At 50.1% G+C, this 25,092-nt stretch carries 23 protein-coding genes; 20 read left to right on the top strand and 3 right to left on the bottom strand.

Translation table 11 applies throughout. The features are described 5' to 3' along the window. Positions 1–202 precede the first annotated feature (202 nt). The 3 genes from D0S45_09360 to D0S45_09370 form a co-directional block, all read right to left on the bottom strand. Positions 203–565, bottom strand: coding sequence for a cupin domain-containing protein (locus D0S45_09360; GenBank protein ID TIH15781.1), 363 nt, complete (start codon positions 563–565; stop codon positions 203–205). A gap of 110 nt (positions 566–675) precedes the next feature. Further along, entirely contained in the window at positions 676–3,912 is a 3,237-nt protein-coding gene (locus tag D0S45_09365) for an efflux RND transporter permease subunit (protein TIH15782.1), read from the bottom strand. Continuing rightward, positions 3,912–5,069, bottom strand: a complete 1,158-nt coding sequence (locus D0S45_09370; GenBank protein TIH15783.1) for an efflux RND transporter periplasmic adaptor subunit — start codon at positions 5,067–5,069, stop codon at positions 3,912–3,914. The genes D0S45_09365 and D0S45_09370 overlap by 1 nt, the downstream gene beginning before the upstream one ends. A 235-nt stretch (positions 5,070–5,304) precedes the next feature. On the opposite strand from D0S45_09370, the gene D0S45_09375 reads away from it, so the two are divergent. The 20 genes from D0S45_09375 (at position 5,305) to D0S45_09470 (ending at position 25,090) form a co-directional block, all read left to right on the top strand. Beyond that, the gene (locus D0S45_09375) at positions 5,305–7,269 is read left to right on the top strand and encodes a PAS domain-containing sensor histidine kinase (GenBank protein ID TIH15784.1); all 1,965 of its coding nucleotides are present in this window, start codon (positions 5,305–5,307) and stop codon (positions 7,267–7,269) included. 32 nt (positions 7,270–7,301) lie between these two features. Next, positions 7,302–8,789 (top strand): diguanylate cyclase, encoded by a 1,488-nt coding sequence (locus D0S45_09380; protein TIH15785.1) that lies wholly within the window; start codon positions 7,302–7,304, stop codon positions 8,787–8,789. A gap of 455 nt (positions 8,790–9,244) precedes the next feature. Further along, entirely contained in the window at positions 9,245–9,967 is a 723-nt protein-coding gene (fabG, locus tag D0S45_09385; protein ID TIH15786.1) for a 3-oxoacyl-ACP reductase FabG, read from the top strand. A gap of 18 nt (positions 9,968–9,985) precedes the next feature. After that, positions 9,986–11,200 (top strand): beta-ketoacyl-[acyl-carrier-protein] synthase family protein, encoded by a 1,215-nt coding sequence (locus tag D0S45_09390; protein ID TIH15787.1) that lies wholly within the window; start codon positions 9,986–9,988, stop codon positions 11,198–11,200. Beyond that, positions 11,200–12,696, top strand: a complete 1,497-nt coding sequence (locus tag D0S45_09395; GenBank protein TIH15788.1) for an NAD(P)/FAD-dependent oxidoreductase — start codon at positions 11,200–11,202, stop codon at positions 12,694–12,696. The genes D0S45_09390 and D0S45_09395 overlap by 1 nt, the downstream gene beginning before the upstream one ends. Next, positions 12,678–13,904, top strand: coding sequence for a beta-ketoacyl-[acyl-carrier-protein] synthase family protein (locus D0S45_09400; protein ID TIH15789.1), 1,227 nt, complete (start codon positions 12,678–12,680; stop codon positions 13,902–13,904). The genes D0S45_09395 and D0S45_09400 overlap by 19 nt, the downstream gene beginning before the upstream one ends. After that, positions 13,904–14,158, top strand: a complete 255-nt coding sequence (locus D0S45_09405) for an acyl carrier protein (protein ID TIH15790.1) — start codon at positions 13,904–13,906, stop codon at positions 14,156–14,158. Before D0S45_09400 ends, D0S45_09405 begins: the two co-directional genes overlap by 1 nt. 39 nt (positions 14,159–14,197) lie before the next feature. Then, a complete protein-coding gene (locus tag D0S45_09410; GenBank protein TIH15945.1) occupies positions 14,198–14,950 on the top strand; it encodes a 1-acyl-sn-glycerol-3-phosphate acyltransferase in 753 nt (250 codons plus the stop codon). A 44-nt stretch (positions 14,951–14,994) separates the two neighbouring features. Next, a complete protein-coding gene (locus tag D0S45_09415) occupies positions 14,995–15,393 on the top strand; it encodes a hypothetical protein (GenBank protein ID TIH15791.1) in 399 nt (132 codons plus the stop codon). Position 15,394: 1 nt separating this feature from the next. Next, positions 15,395–16,426: a radical SAM protein gene (locus D0S45_09420; protein TIH15792.1), complete on the top strand. Its 1,032-nt coding sequence runs from the start codon at positions 15,395–15,397 to the stop codon at positions 16,424–16,426. A 17-nt stretch (positions 16,427–16,443) separates the two neighbouring features. Then, on the top strand, positions 16,444–16,941 hold the full coding sequence (locus D0S45_09425) for a 3-hydroxylacyl-ACP dehydratase (GenBank protein ID TIH15793.1): 498 nt from the start codon (positions 16,444–16,446) through the stop codon (positions 16,939–16,941). Beyond that, complete coding sequence (locus D0S45_09430) at positions 16,929–17,561, top strand: outer membrane lipoprotein carrier protein LolA (protein ID TIH15794.1); 633 nt, start codon at positions 16,929–16,931, stop codon at positions 17,559–17,561. The genes D0S45_09425 and D0S45_09430 overlap by 13 nt, the downstream gene beginning before the upstream one ends. Positions 17,562–17,563: 2 nt before the next feature. Further along, positions 17,564–19,960, top strand: a complete 2,397-nt coding sequence (locus tag D0S45_09435; GenBank protein TIH15795.1) for a transporter — start codon at positions 17,564–17,566, stop codon at positions 19,958–19,960. Beyond that, complete coding sequence (locus D0S45_09440) at positions 19,947–20,468, top strand: hypothetical protein (protein TIH15796.1); 522 nt, start codon at positions 19,947–19,949, stop codon at positions 20,466–20,468. The genes D0S45_09435 and D0S45_09440 overlap by 14 nt, the downstream gene beginning before the upstream one ends. Before the next feature lie 2 nt (positions 20,469–20,470). Continuing rightward, complete coding sequence (locus tag D0S45_09445) at positions 20,471–20,857, top strand: 3-hydroxyacyl-ACP dehydratase (GenBank protein TIH15797.1); 387 nt, start codon at positions 20,471–20,473, stop codon at positions 20,855–20,857. Continuing rightward, positions 20,857–21,336, top strand: coding sequence for an acyl-CoA thioesterase (locus D0S45_09450; protein ID TIH15798.1), 480 nt, complete (start codon positions 20,857–20,859; stop codon positions 21,334–21,336). Before D0S45_09445 ends, D0S45_09450 begins: the two co-directional genes overlap by 1 nt. Before the next feature lie 6 nt (positions 21,337–21,342). After that, entirely contained in the window at positions 21,343–22,737 is a 1,395-nt protein-coding gene (locus D0S45_09455) for a lipid biosynthesis B12-binding/radical SAM protein (protein TIH15799.1), read from the top strand. After that, positions 22,727–23,881 carry a DUF2062 domain-containing protein gene (locus D0S45_09460; GenBank protein TIH15800.1) on the top strand — a complete coding sequence of 385 codons (1,155 nt, stop codon included), beginning with the start codon at positions 22,727–22,729 and terminating at the stop codon, positions 23,879–23,881. Before D0S45_09455 ends, D0S45_09460 begins: the two co-directional genes overlap by 11 nt. Before the next feature lie 16 nt (positions 23,882–23,897). Beyond that, a complete protein-coding gene (locus D0S45_09465) occupies positions 23,898–24,821 on the top strand; it encodes an acyltransferase (GenBank protein ID TIH15801.1) in 924 nt (307 codons plus the stop codon). A 23-nt stretch (positions 24,822–24,844) separates the two neighbouring features. After that, positions 24,845–25,090 carry an acyl carrier protein gene (locus D0S45_09470; GenBank protein TIH15946.1) on the top strand — a complete coding sequence of 82 codons (246 nt, stop codon included), beginning with the start codon at positions 24,845–24,847 and terminating at the stop codon, positions 25,088–25,090. The last annotated feature ends 2 nt before the right edge of the window (positions 25,091–25,092 follow it).

Raw genomic sequence — 25,092 nt, forward strand, 5'->3', positions numbered from 1 at the left:
ACTTGATACCGAATCGGTACTTGGTGCCTCAGAGCACGAATAAGAAAAGGAATATCAATAGTTACACCATTAGGTGAGGGACGACTACGGCCTAAAAAGACTTGAAGATAGATTTGACGGGGTGCTTGACATTGTGCCGCATAAGAAATGGCCCCTTCAACTATACTATATGAAGGGGCCATAAACACTTTCAGTATTCAATCTACTGCTTAATCAAAGTCAGCAACATCTTGAACCGCTCACGCGCCTCAAGGCCGTGAGGGATATTTGCGGGCATGACGATAGACTCACCAGCTGCCACATTAAAGACTTCGCTACCGATAGTTACTTCGGCCACTCCGTCCAGCACCTGCACCATGGCATCGCCCGGGGCACTGTGAGTGCTGATCCCTTCCCCGGTATCAAAAGCAAACAGGGTCAGGGAAATCTGCTTGACCTGCGAAAGAGTTCTGCTGACCACCTGCCCTTCCTGATAAACTACCAGATCTGTCAGGTTCAGCACCTTGTTGTGGTCAATATTCTTTATGGTTACGTCCTTAAGATTCTTGAGTTCTAAATCAGCCATATCAACCTCCATATAAAAGGTCGGGTTTGGGTTCAGGTTGAATTTCTCAACCGCTACGGCTTATATTTCACACAAAGAAAATAGGATTTATATGATGTAAGTCAACATACCTATTTTTCTTTCTCAAAAACATAATACCCCACCGGGATTACCAGTAGTGTAAACAGGGTTGATGCCAACAATCCAAAGATTAACGCCCATGCCAGCCCGGAGAAGATCGGGTCAAGAGTGATAGGCCATGCACCCAAGGCGGTGGTAGCCGCAGTAAGAACAATAGGTCTCAGCCTCACGGAACCGGACTTAATGATGGCGTCTTTTAATTTCATCCCCTCGGCAACGGACTGGCGGATGAAGTCTATAAGTACCAGAGAGTTGCGGATGACAATCCCTCCCAGCGCGATCATACCGATCATGCCCGTTGCGGTGAAGAAGACCGGATCGGCAAAAGCTTCCCCCACTACGCCCTGTACGGTCCCGGCACTGATTACATTGAGCAGCCAGAATCCGGGCATGATGCCCAGCAGGGTAAGCGGAATGGCAGACATGATCAGGAGCGGCATGCCAAATGATCCGGTTTCCACAATGAGCAGAATGTAGATGCCCAGCAGGGCCGCGCCGAATGCAAGGCCGAGGTCACGAAAAACATCAAGGGTAATCTGCCACTCTCCCTCCCCTGCCCAATCGGACCAGATAAACGGAGGCAGCGGGTCACTATCAAGCTTCCCTTGCATATCAAGGATAGCCTCACCCGGTGCGCGTCCTGCCATTTCCGCGAACACGTAAACAACGCGTTTGAGGTTCTTGTGATAGACGGGCTGCTCCCGGCTGATCTCAACCAGATGGCCCAACTCAGCCAGCGGTACACTTTTTCCCTCGGCCGTGAGCACTTTGAGCTGCTCAAGAGAAGAGACATCTGCCCGGCGCAAAAGCGGCAGGATCAGCCGCACCGGAAGCGGATTACGTTCACCCTGTTCGTGAACTGTTGCCGGAACCATACCCGAAAGAGCCATCTGTAAAGTATTTACCACGTCCCGGGCACTGACTCCATGCAAAGCAGCCTTTTCCTTGTCGAGCACAAAGTCGATCATGGTCTGCTCCGCTTCGGTGGAAGTGTCGACGTCCACCACTCCGGGTTCCTGTTTCATGGTATCCACAATCTGCTGCGCGCCCTCAATCAGGGCAGAATATGGACGGCCCTCGGCCCCGTAGACTTCAGTCGTAATAGTGGAGATGACCGGAGGTCCGGGCGGGGATTCCACAATCTTGATATTCGCGTTGTTGCGCTGGGCAACCTGTTCCAACTCATTACGTAAGCGCAGAACAATTGCGTGACTTTGCTCCTCGCGCCGGGATTTATCTGCAAGGTTGACCCGGATATCGGCCATGTGCCCGCCCTCGCGCCAATAATAATGACGGACCAGCCCGTTAAAATCCATGGGGGACGGTTTGCCCGCATAAGTCACAAAGTTAGTCACTTCGGGTACGCTTTTCAGAACCTGCTCCATTTCACGGACCACCCGGTCAGTCTGCTCAAGGGGAGTACCTTCATCCATGTCCATGACAATCTGGAATTCGTTTTTGTTGTCAAAGGGGAGCATTTTAAGCGGTACCATTCGCAATCCGGCGAGAGCCATGGAAAAGATCAGCCCAACCACGATTACTCCCACCAACATCCAGCGATGTGCGCGGGATTCCAGAAAAGGGGTAATAATCCGGGTGTACATAGTTTCAATACGGCCCGGACCGGAATCTGTCGCCATGAATTTGGGCTGCAAATCCTTAAGCAAACGGAAAGCCAGCCATGGGACAATAGTCAGGGCGCAGACCGTGGAAAAGATCACAGTCAGCGGCACGTTTGCGGCCATGGGTGCCATGTACGGTCCCATCATCCCGGAGATGAAAAAGAGCGGAACAAATGAGACAATAATCGCCAGTGTGGACATAATCACGGGGGGCAAAACCTCGGATACAGCATCAAGAGTTGCCTCGGACGGCTTCTTTTTTTTCATAAGGATGTGCCGCTGGATATTGTCCACATTGGTGATGGGATCATCCACCACCAGCCCAAGGGAAAGAATGAGCGCGAAAAGGGTAACCCGGTTGATAGTGTAACCGAACAGATAGTTGACGAACAGGGCCAGTGAAAAACTGATCGGCACGGCAAGAGCCACCACAGCAGCCTCGCGCCAGCCAAGAGTCAGAGCCAACAGAACAACCACGGTAATCACAGCGAATCCTAATGAACCGAGCAATTCGTCAACTTTAGCGTCAGCGGTCTTCCCGTAATCGCGGGTTACTTCCACTTCAATTCCTGCTGGCAGAATCGCCTTTTGCAGTTGTTCCATGCGCTCAAGCACAGCTTCAGCAACCTTAACCGCGTTGGTCCCTTTTTTCTTGGAAAAGGCTATGGTTACCGCCGGACGGGAAACCTGCTCCGGGTCCTGTCCCGCTTTGCTCAGATACATACGTGAAAAACCGATCCGGGAATAAGAGTCAGCTTCCTGCGGACCGTCGATGACTTTGGCCACATCGCGCAGGTAAATCGGGCGGGAGTTAAAAACCCCGACCACCAGATTACGCACGTCAGCGGCATCTTCCAAAAATGAATTGGCAGAGACAGTTATTTCACGATTGCCGGAAAGCACTGATCCTGCCACAGCCGACTGGTCCGCACCCTCAAGGGCACGAGCTATCTCCAATGAAGAAACATTGAATCCGGCCATGCGTTCGGGCTGCAACTCCACCCGCACCTCACGGGAACGCCCGGAAACAAGGGATACGCGGGAAAGATCTTCCACCTCAGCCAGCCGGGGAGCAAGCTCTTCGGCCACCCTCCGCAGTTCAAAATCGGAAATATCTTCACGCCCCTCAGACGGATAAAGAGTCAGAGAGACAATGGGGACATCATCAATTTCAACAGGTTTAATCACCCAGCTTGAGGCTATCCCCGGAGCAATATCAGTGTTCTTAGCAATGGCATTATGTAACTTGATCAAGGATTCTTCGCGATCCTCACCCACAAAGAAGCGGACTGTAACCATGGAGGAATCACGCCGGGAAATGGAATAAACATACTCAACTCCGTCAATCTGCCAAAGAATACGCTCAAGCGGGGTGGTGATCAGCTTTTCCACCTCTTCCACCCCGGCGCCGGGAGCCTTCACCATAATGTCCGCCATGGGCACCACGATCTGAGGTTCCTCTTCACGCGGGGTCAGCTGCACAGCAGCCACTCCCAGCAGAAGCGCGCCGATGACCAGCACCACTGTAAGCTTGGAGTGCAAAAAGAACCGGACTGCCGACGCAATCAATCCTTGAGCCTGTTCTGGATTTACCGAAGCGGACATTACTGCCGACCTCCGGCTGCGGGAAAAGTTATACCCACGATCTCGTTACCGCTCACCCCGGAAAGGATCTCAATCATACTCCCATGCTTTGCACCGCTACGCACATAGACCGGCTCCCATATCTCTCCGCTTTTGACCAGAACGGTTTCAAGTTGGCCCACTCGGGATACAGCTTTTGCGGGAATGAGAACTACTTTTTTTTCATCAACCGGGATAAGCAACCGCCCAAACATACCGGGATAAAGTCCGGGTAAGGGATCAAGTCCGGCTTTGACCAGAAATGTACGGGTCAGGGGATCGGCGGATGGAACCACTTCTTCCACAACCGCTTCAGCTCTCTCGCCAAGGGCCTGAATATCAATATCCAACTTCTGCCCGATGCGCACCTGACCGATAACGCCTTCGCGCACAAGGGCTTCCAAACGCAAGGTTCCCCCTGTTTGAATCAGCATAAGTGGCTTTCCGGGAAAAGCCAGATCACCCGGCTCAACCATACGCTTGGCAACCTCCCCGTCAGCCGGGGCGGTTATCGTGGCATAGTCAAGGTTGATGCGGGCTGCTTCCACGCCTTTACGAGCCTGCCGAACTCCGGCTGTAGCAGCATCAAGACCGTCCTCAGCCTGAGCAAGAACAGCTTTGGACTTAAGGTAAGTAGCCTCAACCCGATCCAATTCATCGCGAGTGGCGACCTTGCCTTCGAAAAGTTTTTTCATTCGCTTCCATGTAGCAGTGGTTGTATCGGACTCGGCCTTTGCTCCATTGATGGCTTCACGAGCCTGACGCTCCGCAGCCTCGGCAGACTTCAAGCCCTGCTGCGCGCTTTCTAGCCGGGTCATAAGTTCACGGCTGTCCAGCACGAGAAGTTTGTCACCCCTGCTAACTTTCTGCCCTGAACGGACCAGAACCTTGAGAACCTTTCCGGTGACCTGCGCTTCAATGGAGGCTTCAGTCTCAGGACGAACAGTTCCGACCGCTTCATAAATTACGGGAACAGTCATGGACTTTGCAACAGCAGTGCTGGTTGGCGGCTCCATGCTGTGAGTTGGAATAATACGGCCTTTTTCAATTCTCCCGGACTCAAACGAGCCTGTCATCCAAAGGACAAGAAACATTATGGCACCACCAAGCATGGCGACTAGAACACATTTTTTGGTCATACTTAACTCCATTAAAAACAGAATAACCCGCAAAAAACAAATCATTACTAGTGATCTTATACAACCGTTAACCAACTGTTTCAATTACAAACATTTTTATATGACTCTAAAGGTGCAATTAAAACATGTCACCATCTACAAGAAACACACTACTAATTCACAATACATAAATTATTCTGTATTATGCTTTAGTCTTTTGAAACCAACGCACAAACAATATATTTTCGGAGAAGACATGAAGGCTAAGAAAACGCAAAAAGATGCTGACCATTACAGGTTGATTTTTGACTTTTCTCCGCTGGCAATGGTCCGCTTCGACAAAACCGGAACCATTATCGATTGTAACCAGAAATTTATAGACCAGATGGGCTCCACCAGGGGAAAACTGATCGGTTTCAACGTCGCCCAAAACAGCCCACAGAAAGTGTCTGAAAAATTACGCCGAGCCATTAACGGAGAAGCGACAGAATACGAAGACTACTACACTTCCGTGACCGGAGGAAAAACAACTTTCATCCGGGGAATGTTCAATCCCATTGACCCGGACAATCCCCCAACGGAAGTGATAGGGGTAGCCGAAGATATTGGTGGACGCAAAAGGATTGAAGAAAGACTGGCTAAAGCAGAGACCCGTTTTAAAATCATGGCTGAAAACACTAAAGACCTCATTTACCGCTTTTCCGTGCCGGACAAGAGATTTGAGTACGTCAGTCCTGCCTGCTTAGATATAACCGGGTATCCACCGGGAACATTTTACGATAATTCGCAGTTTTTCTTTGATATGGTCCATCCGGACTGGAAAGAATTCATGCACCAGCAATGGCAGGATATGGCCGACGGCAAAATGGCCCCCCTTGTGGAATACCGAATCATTGACCGCTATGGAACGGTAAAATGGCTACAGCAAAGCAACGTCCCCTTCTACGATGAACACGGCAATCCCGTTATGGTGGAAGGTATAGTCCGGGACGTCACGGAGCTGAAGAATGCCCTTGAGCGAGTGGAACAGGAAAAAGCAAAGGCGGAAGCTGCCAGCAATACCAAGTCCGAATTTCTAGCCAACATGAGTCATGAAATCCGCACCCCCCTGAACGGGATAATGGGGATGTTGCAACTTATGATAACGGACACTCTGCCTGCCAAGCAAGTAGAGTATATCAACGCGGCAATGCAGGCATCCAGACGGTTGAACAATGTCCTCTCTGACATTCTTGATCTTGCTCGTGTAGAAGCTGGCAAACTGACTCTTTACAACAGGGATTTCGATCCCATCGACGAAATGAAACATGTCTTCGAACTTTTCGAAGTCACCTCAAGACACTCCGGGGTCAAACTGAAACTCCACCAGCCTTACGGATTGCCCGAAATTGTCAGCGGAGACCCGGCCCGTTTGCAACAGATTCTGACCAATATTGTAGGCAATGCTTTAAAATTCACCCATGAGGGCCACGTCTCAATTGAAGCGCAGGCATTACCCCACAGCATTCCCGGCCACTGCCGTATTCTATTTATTGTCGAAGATACCGGAGTTGGAATTGCTGACGACAAAATGCACAAACTCTTTCAGTCCTTTACTCAAGCCAGTGAGGGATACACCCGCCAGTATCAGGGTACTGGACTGGGGTTGTCCATCTGCAAAAGACTCACTGAGCTTATGGGCGGGACTATCTCTGTGGACAGTGCAGCCGGAGAAGGAACTACGTTCTACGTTTCCATTCCTTTTGCCATACCGGACTACGCCCCCGAGCAGAGAGAACGGTTACAGACAAAACCGCAAGCCACACCCTCTTTCGCTGACTATCGCATCCTCATAGCTGAAGATGAAAAAGTGAACAGACTCTATACCAAGCAATACCTTGAACAACAGGGATTCACTGTTGAGGCGGTAACCGATGGACAGCAGGTTCTGGACAAATTATTTTATGAAGACTTCAATCTGGTACTCATGGATGTGCAAATGCCCTTGATGAATGGCATTGAAGCTACGCAGGCCATTAGACGTGGAGAAGCCGGGGCACACAACAAACGCATCCCGATCATAGCTATTACCGCATATGCCATGCAGGGGGACCGAAACCGTTTCATTGAAGGAGGCATGAATGACTATGTAGCAAAACCGGTAGTCAAAGAGGATCTTTACAAAGTAATCATGAAGGCCTTGCAATTGAGTCTGAATGCTTTACCGTGCTCACACGGTTGACGAACAACGACTATAAATGAAATACATACTTTATGGGTATAAATACGGGGAATTTTAAAAATCTAGGTAGCTCTTATGAAAAGGGATCTAATGCAGCCCTTCTCTCGGCAATTGCCCGGAGCGCAGAAGAGCTAACATCCGGCAAAGGCTGGCCGGACGGGGTAAACAGCCTGCTTGCCGCTATTGGGCTGGCGACAGGAGTAAGCCGGGTCTGGATATTTCAAACCATTGAATTGACCGAGACCCACATCACTCAAAACTACACATTTGAATGGGCTGCCACGCCGCACTACAAACAACTGGGCATGCCCATGTTTAGTATGTTCACCAACAAGATTGATCGCCCGGAATACCGGGAGACAGTCCAAAGCAGGCTACGCGGTGAATGGCAGAAGATGATTGTCGATCAACTGGAAACGGGCTGGTTACAGGATAAGCTTAAAATTCAGAAGATCAAATCCATGCTGACCATACCAGTCATGGTTGAAGACAAGTGGTGGGGAACACTCGGCTTTGATGACTGCGAACGGGCCTATGATTGGTCGGATGTAGAAATAGCCCTTCTCAAAACCGCCGGATACCTTATTTCAAATGCAGTGCTGCGTGATCGGCTCAGTGCCAAACGCAGGCAGTTCAGTATTCTCAAGCGGCTTACAGACAGCAGTGTCTGGGAATTCGATTTCAAAACAGGCCAGATCTGGTGTTCACCGGAATTACTTCATTCTGTCCCCGTACCCACTGACAATATTCGCTTTTCGCTGCATCAGGCCCTGCACTTAATTCACCCGGAAGACCGCCGCCCGCTGCTATCCTCGGTCAGAAAATATCTCAAGGGTAACCGTGAAAGAGTATTCCGTTTTGATATGCGGTTGTTCACAGATTGCGGAGACCTGCGCTGGGTGGAATTAATAGGCAATACACGCAGCAGTACAGACGGTAACCCGGAACAGCTGGCCGGAATCCTGATTGATATACGTAAACGGAAACGCGAAGAGGAACGGTTACGCGAGGAAGCAGTTACCGACCCGCTCACCGGGGCTATCAACCGCCGCCTGTTTGAACATAGGTTACAAGAATTCATTGACGACTCCATCACCGAAGGGACGATTTTTACCCTGCTCTTTTTTGACATCGACCATTTCAAAAAACTCAATGACAGGTACGGACATCAGGCAGGAGACCAAGGTTTACGGCATATCGTTGAAATCTGCGAATCCCATCTGCGCAGAAATGACCTGCTAGCCCGTATTGGGGGGGATGAATTTGCTCTGCTGTTGCCGGAAACGGATCAGGAAACAGCAATAGCTATAGGAGAAAGGCTGATCCGGGCAATAGAATCAACCCCTTTTAAATATGAAGCAAGCACCCATTACATGACTATAAGCATCGGTCTGGCCAGCAGTGAAGAGAAACTGACCACCCCGGCACAACTGATTGAAATCGCCGACGCCGCTCTTTATGAAGCCAAGCAAAGCGGACGCAATAGACTGTCGACCATGTCCGGCTGTATTGTGCGCTAATCCGTTGCTGCCCGGAATTGACTTTTCAAAAAAGACCGGATTAGTTAGAGACAATAAAAACACGCTGGAGGAGATATGATCACCAGAATTGCCGCTGCATTGATCATTGCAGCACTTATGATTTCTTCCCTTGGCTGTGCTAAAATCGGCAAAGCCACAGGTCAGACCATCAAGGAAGTCAAGGAAATGCCCGGAGAATTTAAAGGCGGGTATGACGAAGGTAGAAATTCCAAAGAAGACAACATTTAATTTTAACGCATAATCCATTAGCAAAATCACCAGACTGATGAGAAAGTGCCAGATGCAAGACGCAAGAAAAACATTGGAACGATGCGTATCTATAATACGTAAGTTTCAATATTTTTCGCAGCAACGCCGCAGATGGTGCTTTATCAGCTGTCTGGAAGGGGCCTTGAGCCCCTTTTTGTGTTGGGCGAATTTATTTCGGACAAAATATGTCACAAATTGCTTTGATTACCGGAGCCAGCAAAGGTATCGGCGCGGCTATAGCCCTGCAACTGGCTGAAGACGGATATGATATCTGGCTCAACTACCGCAGCGATGATGCCGGCGCGAAGAAAACCGCAGCGACCATCCGCGAAATAGGACGCAAATGTACCCTGCTCAAATTCGACGTGACCGATGAGGATGCGGTAGAAAGCGCGCTATCCCCATTGCTACAGGACGAAGTGCCCTACATCGTGGTCAACAATGCCGGATTCGCGCGGGATTCTATCATGATGATGATGTCCTCCGATGACTGGAATAAAGTGCTGCAAGTCCATCTGAGTGGTTTTTTCAATGTGACCAAGCCCGTGGTTTCACGCATGTTGCGCAAACGGACAGGGCGGATCATCAACATTGCTTCCACTTCCGGCGAAACCGGCGTGGCTGGACAGACCAACTACTCAGCTGCCAAAGCCGGACTCATCGGGGCCACTCGCTCTTTGGCCGTGGAAGTAGCCAAGCGCAACATTCTGGTCAACGCGGTCACCCCCGGGTTTATTGAAACGGACATGGTTGCTAAGCTTCCCGTAGACCAGATCAAACAACAGATTCCGCTGAAAAGACTGGGCACTCCTGAAGAAGTTGCCGGAGTGGTTTCATTTCTTTGCTCAGACAAGGCCAGCTACATCACCGGGCAGACCATCGCTGTGAACGGCGGCATTCACACCTAATTTCACGGAGAACATTCCTTGCACAAAGTGGCAATCACAGGAATCGGGGCCATTTCGGTTCTGGGCTCAGACCTTGAAACCATTGCAGACGCCCTCATGAACGGGCGATCCGGCATTGAAATTGATGAAAAACGGATCAAACTCGGCTTCGAAAGCCCGTTGACCGGGGTAATCAAAGATTTCAATCCCAAAGAATGGCTGGGCCGCAAGCAGCGCAAGACCATGCCCGATTTCGCGGTGCAGGCATACGCTGCTGCAAAGCAGGCCCTTAATCAATGCGGACTGACCGAAGAAGACCTGCACAATGATGAAAGCGGACTCATCTTCGGTTGCGATTCCAGCTGCATTGCCGCCCTTGATCAAGTGGAGTTGCTTAAGGAACGGGGCGAAACATCACTCATCGGCAGCGGCGCGGTTTTCCGTTCCATGACTTCCTGCGTAACCATGAATCTGAACACACTTTTCAAAACCCGTGGAGCGGCATGGACCATCAGTTCGGCCTGTTCCAGCGGCGGACATGCCGTGGGTCAGGCCGCAGGTCTCATTGCCATGGGACAGCAGGACCGGATTATTTGCGGCGGTGCGCAAGAACTTAACTGGCAATCCATGTGCAGCTTTGACGGGCTGGGAGCCTTCTCCACCGGCACCGAAAATCCCGCACAGGCCAGCCGCCCCTTTGACAAAAACCGTGACGGACTGGTGCCCAGCGGCGGTGCAGCAGCTATCATGCTGGAGCGTTACGATCTTGCTAAAGAACGCGGAGCCGACATTCTTGGCACAGTCAGCGGATACGGCTTTTCCTCGGATGGCGAGCATATTTCAGTTCCCGGCAGGAACGGACTGGCAAGGGCCGGAGCCAAAGCCATCAAACAGACCGGACTCACCCCGGCGGATATCGATTATATCTGCGCCCACGCCACAGCCACTCCGGCCGGTGACGGAGCAGAAGCCGCCAATATAAAAACTCTTTTCGGCGATAGCAGCCCACGCGTTTCATCCACCAAATCCATGACCGGACACGAACTATGGATGTCCGGGGCCAGCCAGGTGGTCTACACCACACTCATGAATCATTACGGCTTCACTGCGCCGAACATCAATTTCACGGCTGGCGACGAAGATACTTCCGGGCTGAATATCCTAACGGAAAAAGACAACCGTCCGCCGCAAAAAGCCCTGCTCAACTCCGCAGGTTTCGGCGGAACCAACTCCTGCCTTGTGCTTGAATTTTAATGCATAGCTACGATCAAATAGTTGTGGGCGCGGGAATTTCAGGCATGACCTCAGCCCTGCTGCTGGCAAAACAGGGACATAAAGTCGCGCTGGTGGAAGCCTTTCCTCTGCTCGGACCGACAGTGCGCGGCTTCAGCAGACAAGGAGTGCATTTCGAAACCGGAATCCATCTCATCGGCGGAATGGGTGATGGCGATCCGCTGGATATTTATTTCAAACATCTGGGTATCGGGGATGATCTGGTTAAAATCCCTTTTAATGAAGAAGGCTGCGATTGCTTCCGCTTTGAGAAAAGTAAACACGAAATCTGCCTGCCATACGGTTTTGAGCGGGTTTGCCAGACCCTGCACCAAGCCTTTCCCGCTGAAAAGCATGCAATTGATCAATATCTAAAGCGGATCAAAACAATTTTCGACTCCTCATCTTTTCTTAATTTCAAGCTGGATTTCAATCTGGAATCAGCAGCCCATGATGAAACAGAATCCCTGAAAAATTACCTTGATTCCATCAGCAACAATCAGGAACTAAAAGACCTGCTCAGCTGTCACGCCCTGCTTTACGGCACCCCGCCGGAACAGGCCATGCTATCCACCCACGCCCTTGTAGCCGGGTCATATTTCCGCTCCTCGCACACCATTGAAGGCGGAGGCAAAGCACTTGTTGATGCATACCAAAAGCAACTTAAAGCACATGAGGTTGATGTTTTCTGCAACAAAAAAGCAGTACGCATCAATTACGACAAAGATAAAAATTTCAAAAGCTTGCTTTTAGATGATGGAACCAAACTGCGTGGCAAAATCTGCATCTGGTCCGCGCATCCGGCTGCCATGCTGCGTTGTGTAGAAGAAGGAGCATTCCGCCCGATTTTCCGACGCAGGATCAATGAATTGCAGGAAACCGTTTCCGCACTGATCCTTTTCGGAATTGCAGAAACTCCCATCAAAGCTCTGCAAGGCCGCAACATCTACCTCTGGCCGGAATCAAATTACAATGAAGTTCTTTCCGGCAAAACTGAAATGGCCGACAACGCCATATTCCTTTCAGCCGGGCAAACCCTTGGCCGGGACGGAAAGCAGAGTGTAACCGCCATCATGCCCTACAGCTTTGATAAATTCAGCAAGTGGCAGGATTCCAAACTGACGACCAGACCGCAGGACTATCTTGATTTCAAAGCCGAAATTATGGCCGATTTTGAAAAACAAGTCCTTGCCCGCTGCCCGGAACTACGCGGACAAGTTGAATTCATAGACGCTGCAACCCCGCTGACCCTACGCGATTACTGTCATTCCCCTTACGGCAGCATGTACGGAGCGGCGCACACTATTTCACAATACAATCCCCTTCCAGCGACTAAGATAAAAGGGTTGCTTTTGGCCGGACAGTCCATCATCGCACCGGGTGTCATGGGAGCGGTGATTTCCGCCTACTTGACCTGCGGATTCATCTGCGGACACCAAAAGATACATGAGGAATTGAGATGCATATACAACGCGTAGTCATCACCGGAATGGGTGTGGTTTCCCCGCTGGGCAGTGGAGTTGAAGAACTCTGGAACGGTCTGCTTGAAGGTCGTTCCGGGATTACCCGGCTGGACGAACTTGACGGTATTAAGGGCTTACGTCCGCGCATCGGCGGACGAGTCCCGGAGGTAAAAATCAAATCCATTCCCCGCAAAGCCCGCCGGACCATGTCCAACATGTCTATTTTCGCAGCCCTTGCCGCCCTTGAAGCCATCGAGCAGGCCGGGATGAGTGAAGACATTTTGACTGGAGGACGGGCCGGACTTTCCGTGGGTTCCACCACCGGAAGCTCACAGGCCCTTGAGCAATTCTTCAAGCTCTACCTGCCGGAAAACTCCCTTGAAGCCATCCGCACCACTGAATTTTTCAAAATCATGAACCACAGCGCAGCCGCCAACCTTGCCCAATTTCTGGGAATCAGCGGACGGGTGATTGCGGCCTCTGCTGCCTGCTCCACCGGATGCCAGAACATCGGCCTTGCAGCAGAAGCCATTGCTCACGGCAAGCAGGATGTCATGCTCTGCGGTGGTACGGACGAACTCCATCCCCTGACCGTGGGTACCTTCGACATTATCGAAGCGGCTTCCACTTCCGGCGAAGATGATCCAACCACAGCATCCAAGCCTTTTGACGCAAAGCGGGACGGCATCGTTTGCTCTGAGGGTGCGGGCATACTGCTGCTGGAAAGCTATGATCATGCCAAGGCTCGCGAGGCTGAAATTCTTGCCGAAATCAGCGGGTTTTCATCTCTGTGTGATAGCGGAAACATGGCTTCCCCCAGCGCGGATGCCATTGCACGTTGCATGTCCGAAACATTGAATGATGCCGGAATTTCCGAAACAGATATTGATTACGTGAATGCCCATGCCACCGGGACCTTACAGGGTGATGCATCTGAAGCGCAGGCAGTGGAAACCCTGCTCGGATCAACTCCCCCGGTAAGCAGCTTGAAAGGTCATCTGGGGCACACCATGGCTGCCAGCGGGGCCATTGAAACCATCGCCACAGTGCGCATGATGCAAGAAAATACTATCATTCCCACTGCAAATCTGACTAATCCTGCTGAAGAATGTTCTGCGATAAACAACGCCTTGCATTTGCAGACAAGACCAATTACATATGCGCTGAAAAATAATTTCGCCCTTGGCGGTATAAATACATCGCTGGTTTTGAGGAGATCATAATGACTGATGAAGAAATAATAAAAAAAATCAACTCCGCTCTGGCTGAGGAATTCGAGCTGGAACTGGACGAAATGGTCCCTGAAGCGGTCTTCAAAGACGACCTTGATCTCGACAGCCTTGATGCTGTGGACATGGTTATCGTTCTGGAGCAGGAATTCGGGATAAAAATCAAGAAAGACGAAGCCTTCAAGGCCATCCGCACCCTTGGGGATCTGCACAATTTTATTCTCAGCAAGAAATCTGAAGCAGCGTAAAAGCTGCTTCGGTACTCCGTGCTCCGCACTCTTTCCGCCATGCCCGCATTTCTCAAACTTATCTGGATCAACGCCGGGATTTATCTAAGCGTCATTCTCTGGACCCTTATCGGGGTCATCATTTCGCCGCTCTTCTACCTGTTCTTTACCCGTATCCTGAAATGGAAAAAGCCGGAAACCCTGCGAAAAATGATCTGGTACTACGGATGGACCAGCTCAAAATTGATGTCCCTGTTCGTTGACATTAAATGGCCGAAGCAGCGGAAGCTGCCACCCCAGTGCATCATCGTTACCAACCACGAATCCTTTTTCGATCCCTATCTGGTTTCCTTTCAGCCACAGCGCAACATCTGCATGGCCGTGCGCAACTGGCCGTTTAAAATCCCTTTTTACGGATTTTATATGCGTTTGGCTGGCTACATAAATGTTGAGACCGATAATCTGGATGCCATCATCAAGCAGGCTGAAAGTGCAAAAAATGACGGCGCCACACTCATGTTCTTTCCCGAAGGAACCCGGAGCAAAGACGGCAGGCTGAACCGCTTTCATTCCGGTCCTTTTCACATAGCCATGCAAACCGGGCTTCCGGTGGTTCCACTATGCATGAACGGTACACATAGCATGCTGCCACGCGGGCACATGCTCATCCGCCCTGCAAAGGTACGGGGCAAAATACTGCCTCCCATTTACCCGGAGCAGTTCGAAAACATGCACAATGCGCATATTGAATTGCGCCGAGCGGTCAAAAAAACTATGGTTGCCTGCATTCAGGAAATGAATCAGGAAGTGTAACAGTAATTTCACAAATTTAACTTTTCAAGATGAGGACGCTACAAATGAAAAAACTTCGTATTGTTGCTTTTGTACTGGTTGCCTGCGCACTTTTTCTCGGCGGATGCAGAACCGCTCCCATCCAGAATATCGAAATGGCTCCGATTGTTTCCACCAGCCAGCAGGCCCGTTCTATGGAAAGTGTGAAAAATGCCATCATCAAAGGTGGATATGACCGTGGCTGGCAGATGAGCGATATGGCCCCCGGACACCTTGTAGCCACCCTGAATATCCGCTCCCATCAGGCTGTTGTAGACATCACCTACACCCCTGAAACATATAGCATTAACTACAAAGACAGCACCAATTTGAAGCACAAGGGCAACGTGATCCACAGCAACTACAATGCCTGGATCAAAAACCTCGCCAACTCCATCAACCGCGAACTGGGCCAGCTGCAATAATATGAATTCCAACCGTTGCTGGGGCAGTCCCTTTACCGGGCCTGAAATTGAAGACGCCCTTAAGAATAAGCAACTGCTGACCGCAGAGCTTGAACTCAGCAGAGTTTGTGACCTGCGCTGCATCTATTGCTATGCCTCATCCGGGGAAAAGCTCAATAATGAGCTAAGCTTTGATGAGATCATCGACGCAGTTAAGCAGTGCCAAAACCTCGGCGCGCGCAAGATAATCATCCTCGGCGGGGGGGAGCCTATGCTCTACCCCCGCATTATGGATGCTATCCGTTATATTCACTCCTTGGGACTTGAAATAGAACTGTTCAGCAACGGAACCCGGATCACACCGGAAATCGCAGCTGAATTGTATTCACTTAAAGTAGAACCTGTGATCAAGTTTAACAGCCTTGATCCGCAGGTGCAGGATCTGCTGGCAGGTAAAAAGGATGCTCATAAGGCCATCCGCCAAGGACTAAATAACCTCCTTGAAGCTGGATATGCCAATGGCGATGTTCCCATGGGCGCGCAGACCATCATCTGCCGCCAGAATTGTGATGAAATCCCGGAAATGTGGCGCTGGCTACGCACCCGCAAAATCATCCCCTATTTCGAGACCATCACCGATCAGGGCCGAGCCAAGGATCATGTAGAACTGGCCCTTAGCCCGGAAAGAATCGAAACATTGTTCAACGAGCTTTCGCGCATTGACCGCGAAGAATTCGGGGTTATCTGGGAACCGAAGCCTCCGGTTGCTGCATTTTCCTGCAAACGCCATTTTTATTCCTGCACCATCACCACTACCGGAGAAGTTATTCCTTGTCCGGGGGTGGACATTTCTGCGGGCAATATCCGGCTTGATACACTTGAAAATATCATTTCGCAGAGTGAAGTATTCCACAATCTGCGCAATATCCGCCAGACCGTTACCGGGCCCTGCCGAACCTGTGAACTGGGCGATGAATGCTACGGCTGCAGGGGCATGGCCCATCACCTGAACGGTGATTACCTTTCATCCGACCCGCTCTGCTGGCGCACTTAATTTCGGAGTTTTCTTTTATGAACCTTCCCGCACAGGCTGAAAAACTGTTGCCCCATCGTGGGCAGATGTTGCTTATCGACAGTGTGCTCACTGCCGAAGAAGGAGCCGGAACCGCACAGGCTGATCTTTCCACGCAATCCATTTCCATGGGAACGGACGGCAACTTATTGCCTCCCTTTTACATAGAACTGGTGGCTCAAGCCTACGCTGCCGTATGCGGCTACCATCTCCAGTCCCTCGGCCAGCCAGTACCCGAAGGCTATCTCGTGGGAGTACAAAAATTTCAGCTAACCCCAGAAGCAGCCAACACAAACTGGACCAGCAACGAACTGCTGATAAGTGTCCAGACCGTTGGTGATTTTGATGGATTCGCAGTGGTGGAAGGCACGGTCAGCCGTGAAGGAAAAATTATGGCTGAGGGTAGAATCAAACTATTTGTGCCACAGGATGAAACCATGACCGAGCTTGTGGCGCAAGCCAAAGCCGGGGAGAATGTTGCCTCATGGCAGCTTTAAAAAAAGCACTCCTGCTGACTTTTCTGCTGCTCCTGCTCTCAACGGGTAGTGTTTTAGCGGACAAACAGGCTGATTTTCTGGAAGACCTGCAAGCCCGCTCTAAATCCATCAGCAGCATCAGCAGCGATTTTACCCAGCAGAGCCACATCGCTCTTTTCGCTGATGTAATTGAATCAAAAGGTAAATTCTGCTTTGCCCGCCCGGACAATCTGCGCTGGGAATACAACCAGCCATTTATTTCCGGCTTCCTGCTCAAGGGGCAGGAAGGTTTAAAATGGGACGGTGCAGCTGAGAAACCCGCCCCGTTCAACACGGAAACTTCCCCGGAAATGGCTATCATTTCGGAACAGATTCTGGCTTGGACGACCATGAATATTCCGTGGCTGCAATCCCTGTACACCATAAAGGTCACCAATTTTTCCCCCGCAGTGATGGAGCTGACTCCCAAATCAAGCAAGGCAAAACAGTTCCTGAGTTTGATACGCATCTTTTTTTCCCCGGAAGCAACCCACCTTGAAGGCATTGAACTGCATGAACCGGGCGGAGATTACACAAAAATAACTTTTTCCAATGTGCTGCTTAATCAAAACTTAGCCCAAGACATCTTCTTGAAAGAATAAAAATGCATCCCAACAAGACGCATAACCCAACTATTGCAGACAGAAAAACTCAATTTAAAAGCGCGCTGATTCTGATCGTTTTTCTGCTATTCTGCGCCATTCCTCTGCTCTCAGTAACTTTCTCCGAAGACATCTCCGCCATGCTTCCCAGCGGGAAAGATGGCGAAATAAGCCGCGACTTTGCACTACTTCAGAAGGCCCCCCTTAGTGGGAAACTTCTCATATCAATTGCCAGCGAGAACATTAAAGAGGAAAAACTTGGGCAAATTGCCGACAGCATGGCCCGCAAAATGGACTCGCCGCTACTCGCAATTCAGGATATTTCAGACATTAACCCGCAAAGTGTGATCGATTTCCTGCTCCAAAACGGTCCGAACCTTACGACTCAAAATGATCTCGAAAAATTACAGACACACACAGACAGCAAAACAATAAAAACAAATTTAAGCGATGCAAAGAAGCTGCTCATTTCCCCGGCAGGACTTGGCATGCGAGCTATTGTAGCAGCAGATCCGCTTAATTTACGCTCAATATACCTTCAAAAGATTGCCCCGTTGCAGAACCTGCCCCGCTTAAAAATTCAGGGCGGGCACTATTATGTTTCGGGTAAAAATGCGGTTTTGCTCATTGCAAAATCAAACATTCCCATAACCGATTCCAAAAACGGAGCCAGACTTTTGGACCGTTTTCAAAAGATAAAACAGACCGTTTTGAAGGAAAACCACAGACCTGAAACGGACATTGCCATCGAAGTTTTGAGCGGCCATTGCTATACAACCGCTAATGCTGCGATCATTAAACAAGACATTCTGACCGTCTCCATTATTTCTTTCTGCGCACTGGCCATACTTTTTTTCTTTGCATTCCGAAACAAAGGAGCCTTATGCGTCTTTCTGGCCCCGGGCATAGCCATCATGGCCGGATTGGGGACAACGGCCTTTGTCTACCGGGAGATGTCCGCAATTGTTATCGGCTTCGGGGCGGTACTCATGGGCATTTCCATCGACTTTGCGGTGCACACCTACTTCGCCTTGGCCGAAAGCCCGCAAGATAAAGCCGGGGCGCTGCGCAGAGTCAGCAAACCCGTTCTTTTCGGAGCCGCAACCTCCTGCGCTTCTTTTACCGCCCTGTATATTTCCGGCATTCCGGGCATTAAACAGCTCTCAATTTTCTCCGTTGCCGGAATAGTCGCAGCCTGCATGTACGCCCTGTTGTTCATCCCCCGGCTCTGTAATTCATTTCCGGTTGCGGACAAAAACAAACATTCCTTTCAAATAAAAGGAAACAAAACAGTCACCCTTTGCGCTGCATTGTTCATACTTACAGCTTCAATTGCAGGTGCTTTCAGCAATAATTTTGATACCGAGCTTAAAAATCTTGGCTATATCTCAAACGAAATTTCCAATGCGGAAAAGCATTTTCAAGAAAAATGGGGCAAGATGCGCGCCCAATCCATGCTCTTTGCTTCCGGCAAAACCATGGACGAAGCCCTACATAAAAACGAAAATGCATGGGCAGACATCAAACAAAACCTTGCAGAGATCAAAGCAGTCAGCATTGCCCCGGCACTTCCCGCCGCAGCAACCATTGCAAATAACCAAGCCCGCTGGTCCCATTTCTGGAACACCAAAATAGAGCAAACAGAACTTTCGGTTCGAGAATTCAGCGAAGAAATAGGCTTTGCCCCCAAAGCATTCGGTCCGGCAATGAACCGTATTTCAGGCGCTCCTCCGATTCTTAATGCTCAAACATTTCAAAGCGGTCCTTTGGGAGTTGTTGCAGAAATGTTCATCCCTCCCAGTAATATAGGCGAAGAAAAGCTGCTCATGACTCTGCTTCAGGATAATGAGCAAGTGAATGAATATTACACGCCGCAAAAAGAAAATGAGCTTGGGGTGCGTCTTGTTTCGCAATCCCGTTTCAAATCCACGCTGGAACATGAAATGGAACGGGACATCATTAAATTCATCACCTGCTCCGGCATTCTGGTGATCGTGCTAATCTTCGGACTGTTCCGCAACATTCGCCGGGCAGTACTGGCCCTTTTCCCAGCGGTATTCGGTGTAGCTGTAACCTTCGGGCTACTGGGGATGCTGCAAATTCCGCTGAATATTTTTCACATCGTGGCTTTACCGCTTGTCATCGGCCTTGGAGCCGATTACGGAATATTCATGGTTTTTCAGGAAATAAGAATACCCTCACTATGGACCGTCAAAGCGGTCAAAATTTCTGGCCTGACCACGCTGGCGGGTTTCGGGGTTCTTGTTTTTGCCAAGCATCCTTCACTGCATTCACTTGGAAGTACGGTGTTCATTGGAATCACTGCGGCCCTGTGCTGTGCAGTTTTCGTGCTCCCGCATCTGCTGCGCTTAGAAGGGGATAACCATGCACAGGTTTAAAATATTACTGCCTCTGCTGGCCCTGCTTTTTTTTGCAGGCTGCTCAACACACAGCGCAAACTCTCCTGTGCAGAGCAAGACTTCATCCACCTATTTGCTGCAACATTCCGGGGTTCTCTCTATTGCAGGCAAGCGCATGCCCCTGCGCGGCATGCTGCAACTCAATCCCGAGCAGAAAACAGCCCGAGTGGTCATGCTCAATGAAATGGGCATGAAATTGCTGGTAGCAGAGATCTCTGCTGACAATGCAAACGGTTTTGAATCGAAAAAGCTGTTTGTATCCCCTTTCCTGCGTATGATTCCACCATTTTATAATGAATCCATGCGCTGTATTTATGAAATGTACCTTGCCCCGAAAGATGCCGCTTCGGGCGGTCAAAATATAATAACAAAGGGCAGCAAACAGGTCGGTAACCGCGAATTCGCCGCCCACACTATAATCTCCGACCCGCACGGCAACTACACCCTTGAACTTTTCCTCAACTCAGGCTCGCAAAAGGATTCCTAGCCATGGAACTTAATGAACATATTTCAAAGAGCAGCTCGGTTCTTGAAAAATCTGAGACCGGATACACCCGCTCATATATTTTCAAAGAATCATTTCCCGGATTTGACGGACATTTTCCCGGCAATCCCATCCTGCCCGGTGTAATTCAGACCCTGCTCGGACAGACTTCCACAGCCGAAGCCCTTGACCGCGAATACCCTGCTGAAAAACTCATTCTGCAATCCGTAACCCGCTGCAAATTTCTGCGCCCGGTCAAACCCATGGAAAAGCTGGATCTCAACTTTTCCCTCAAAACCAAGGGACTCAATCACATCTCAATCTGCTCGCTGACGGTAGACGGTGAAACCGCAGCAACCTATCAGCTCATCTTCGGCCCGGAGGCAACATAATGGCCCGCAAATCATATTTTCCAAGAATTGATGGAGCACCGGAACCGTTGCGCCATGTGGTGGAACGAAAAGTCCGTTTCGAAGAAGTGGACCCCATGAATATTGTCTGGCATGGCCGCTATCCCAGCTATTTTGAGGATGGACGCACCGGACTCGGGGATATCTACGGGGTCGGCTACATGGATTTCTACCGCTACAAGGTGGCTGCCCCCATCAAGAAAATGCAGGTGGATTACATCAAGCCGTTGCGCTTCGGGGATACTTTCAGCATTGAGACCCTGCTCCATTGGACCGAAGCCGCGCGCATGAATTACGAATTCATCATCCGCGACTCTGCCGGAGAAAAAACCACCACCGGATGCACAGTACAACTCTTTGTCAAAGACGATGAATTAATGATGTTCCAACCGGACTTCTTTGCCCAGCTCTGCGAAAAATGGAAGGCTGGCAACCTTACTCCCCTGAAGAGGGATATGTAGATACGCATGGCAACAATTTTCCTGATTTCCGCAAACACCAACGTAGAACCTTATCCGGTCTACCCCATCGGCATGTCGGTTATTGCCGGGGCCTTGCATGCTGACGGGCATGAAGTCATCCAGTACGACATGCTGGCTGCTGGTAATTCACTTAAGCATTTGCGCAAATCATTGACTGACGCCGCACCGGATTATGCGGGCATCTCCATCCGTAATGTGGATAATGTGGACTCTTTCACCTCCCACACCAACAAGTACATCCACAAGGCCAAGCTGATTGTGGATACCATAAAAGAAACCGGAATCCCGGTCATTGCCGGGGGCGCGGGGTTCTCCCTGCTTCCGGAGGAAATACTTGAATATACCGGGGCGGATTACGGCATAGTGGGTGAAGGTGAACGTAAGATGGTCGAGCTCATCCACAGACTGGAACAGAACAAAAAAACTTCACAAATTTACGGTCGGGTAAAAGGTATTCCCGGCAATGCAATCCCGGTACCGCGCTGGTCCCCGGAATTACTGCGCTACTACCTTGCTGAAAGCGGGGTCATCAATGTGCAGACCAAACGCGGCTGCGAGCATCGCTGTGCATACTGCACCTACCCCTACCTTGAGGGACGTAAAATGCGGCTCCGCCCGGTAAACGAAATTGCCGATGAACTTGAAATGCTCTGCGGCTACGGAGCGGACAATGTTTTCTTTACCGATTCCGTACTCAATGACCGCGGAGGACATTATCTGCTGCTGGCCGATGAGATAGTACGCCGAAAAATCAAAATCAGCTGGTGCGGATTCTTCCAGCCCGGACCCATTGAGCAGGATGAAATTGCTCTGCTCAAACGTTCCGGCTTACAAGCCATGGAAGTGGGAACCGACGCCACCAGCGATGCAACCTTAAAAGGGTTGCACAAAAGCTTTAATTTCGCTGAAGTCATGGAATTCAATAACAAATGCGTGCAGCAAAGAATTCCCTGCGCGCATTTCGTAATTTTCGGCGGTCCCGGAGAAACCATGGAGACTGTCCGGGAAGGAATCGAAAACATGAACTATCTGCGTAGTTGCGTGGTTTTCCCTTTTTCCGGTATCCGGCTGCATGAAGGAACCCCCCTCTTTACAAGAGCAGTTAAAGAAGGTTTAATCCGCCCCGACCAATCACTGCTTGAACCCTTTTACTACTTCTCCCCCGGCCTAGATAAAGATGAGATGAACGCAGCGCTGATTCAGGGATTCAAGAAGCGCAGAGACAGGTTGTTTCCTCCTGACGAAGGTCAGCAACGTATTAACATTATGAAAAAATTCGGATTCCGGGGAATTCTCTGGGATCAATTAATAAAATTCGATGACCAGCCCGGAAATAAAAAATATTCTCGACCAATCGCAGATTCCGCTCATGCAGGTTAAACCGCTGATCATTATCCCCGTCTACAACCACGCTGCCACCTTGCGTGATGTAGCTATGCGGGCCATGAACTACGGTGAAGTGCTCGTTGTAGACGACGGCAGCACAGACGGAGGCTCGGCAGAAGTCCGTGATCTTGACCTGACCGTGGTCAGCCATGATGAGAATCTCGGCAAAGGGCAGGCCATCCTCACTGCGGCGGAAAAAGCACGCGAACAGGGCAAGACCCATATCATCACCATTGATGCTGACGGGCAGCATTTTCCCGAAGAGATTCCTGATTTCATTGATGCAATCAAACAATCACCGGAAGCAATCTTCGTAGGCAGCAGAAATTTCGAAGGACAAAACGTACCCGGTTCATCAAAGTTCGGACGCAGTTTTTCCAATTTCTGGCTGCGGGTCCAGACCGGGATTAAGCTCGGTGACGTACAGAGCGGATTTAGGGCCTATCCGCTGGAAATTTTCTCCGTGGTTAAAACCACAGAAACACGCTACGCCTTTGAGGTGGAGATTCTGGTTAAATCAGCATGGGCCGGATACGACCTTAAAGACCTGCCCATAGAAGTGCACTATCCAGCGCCGGATGAAAGGATTTCCCACTTTAACGCCATCAAGGACAATGTTCGTATATCGCTTTTGAATACCCGGCTGACCATGCGTTCTTTTATTCCTCTGCCCCATCGCCAGTATGACAAGGATGAAGAAGGCAAGATAACCCCCATCCATCCCCTGCGCTCACTACGCATACTACTTTCCAAGGATGAAACCCCGCTCAATCTGGCAATTGCCGGAGCCATGGGTATGCTTCTGGGCACTCTGCCGCTTATTGCCATGCATTCTATTGCCATCATCCTTTTCTGCGGATTTTTCCGGCTGAGTAAGATTACCGGACTGGCGGTCAGCCAGTTATGCATCCCGCCGCTGGTCCCGGCCCTATGCATTGAGGCCGGGCACTACATGCGCTACAATCAGTTCCTGACTGAAATATCATTGCAGACCCTTGGCTACGAGGCACTGGACCGATTCTATGAATGGGTGCTGGGATCATTGGTGCTTGGGCCGGCATTTGCAGTAATTATAGGAATTACGATTTACATTATGGCGTTTACTATCAAGCGATTTTTAGATATGAAACCGCAGTAGTTCGGGGACAGTCACCATGAAACGCAATAAAAAATGGTCCAGCAGAAGTCTGGCCCCCGCGTTTTTCCATAATATTTTCTACGGCGTAATCCGGCTGCTGGGAAGACCGGGAGCATATTGTTTGCTCTTCTTCGTAGTCGGCTTTTACTGCCTGCTGCCCGGAGTGGGTAAAAGGCCAGCGGAGTACATACGCCGCAGGTTCGGGACGCAAAGCTGGTTAAGCTGTAAGTACCATACCTTTCAGCTTTACTGGAATTTCGGAAAGATGCTGGTGGACCGTTCAGTGCTGCGTATACTGGGTGACTTCAATGCCATTGGCCCGGACGAAGACGTGCGCCAATTACAGGAGCTTTATGCCGGGCACCAGCGATTAATCCTGCTCACCGGACATGTAGGCTGCTGGCAAATGGGATTTTCATACCTCGGCTTTCTGGACGCACCCAAGGCGGTGGTTATGCTCATGGACCGTAGGGACGTGGACAAACATTCCTTTAAATGGAAGATGTCCGGCGGTGCGGGAAAAGAAGAGGAAATCACGGTCATCAATCCGGCAGCCCCGCTGGGCGGCACACTTGAAATGCTCACCGCCCTGCGAGAGAATTCCGTTCTCTGCATAAACGGGGACCGGACCATGGGTGAGAGCAGGCACAACGTGCAGGTGGATTTTCTAGGCGGCAAAATAGAACTGCCGATCACCCCGTTCAAAATCGCGGCAACAACAGAAACGCCTTTGGCAATCGTTTTCTCCGCCCGCACCGGAACCGGGAAAGGCAAATTTCGGGTTGCCAAGGTCATCCATGTCCCGAAAGATACGGGTAAGTCTGGAATCCGGGGCACACAGGCATTTACGCCCTACGCGCAAGAATTTGCCCATGAACTGGAAAAATACTGTCAGGATAATCCATACCAGTTCTACAATTTTTTTAACTTGTGGAATTAACAATTCTTTATAAAGAGGCAAAATTGCATACCAAACTAAAAGAACTGCTTATTGAAGAGCTGAACCTTGTGGATGTAACCATTGATGAGATTGAAGACGATGCCCCCCTGTTCGGGGAAGGTCTCGGTCTTGATTCACTGGACGCGGTAGAAATCGTGGTACTGGTCCAAAAAAATTTCAACGTGGAAATCAAAAACATGGAAGAAGGCAAGGCTGCTTTCCAGTCCGTTAATTCTCTCGTAGAATTCATCCAGGAAAGACAGGCTTAAGT

It is taken from the genome of Marinifilum sp. JC120, from assembly GCA_004923195.1.
In the GTDB taxonomy this organism is placed as follows: Bacteria; Desulfobacterota; Desulfovibrionia; order Desulfovibrionales; family Desulfovibrionaceae; genus Maridesulfovibrio.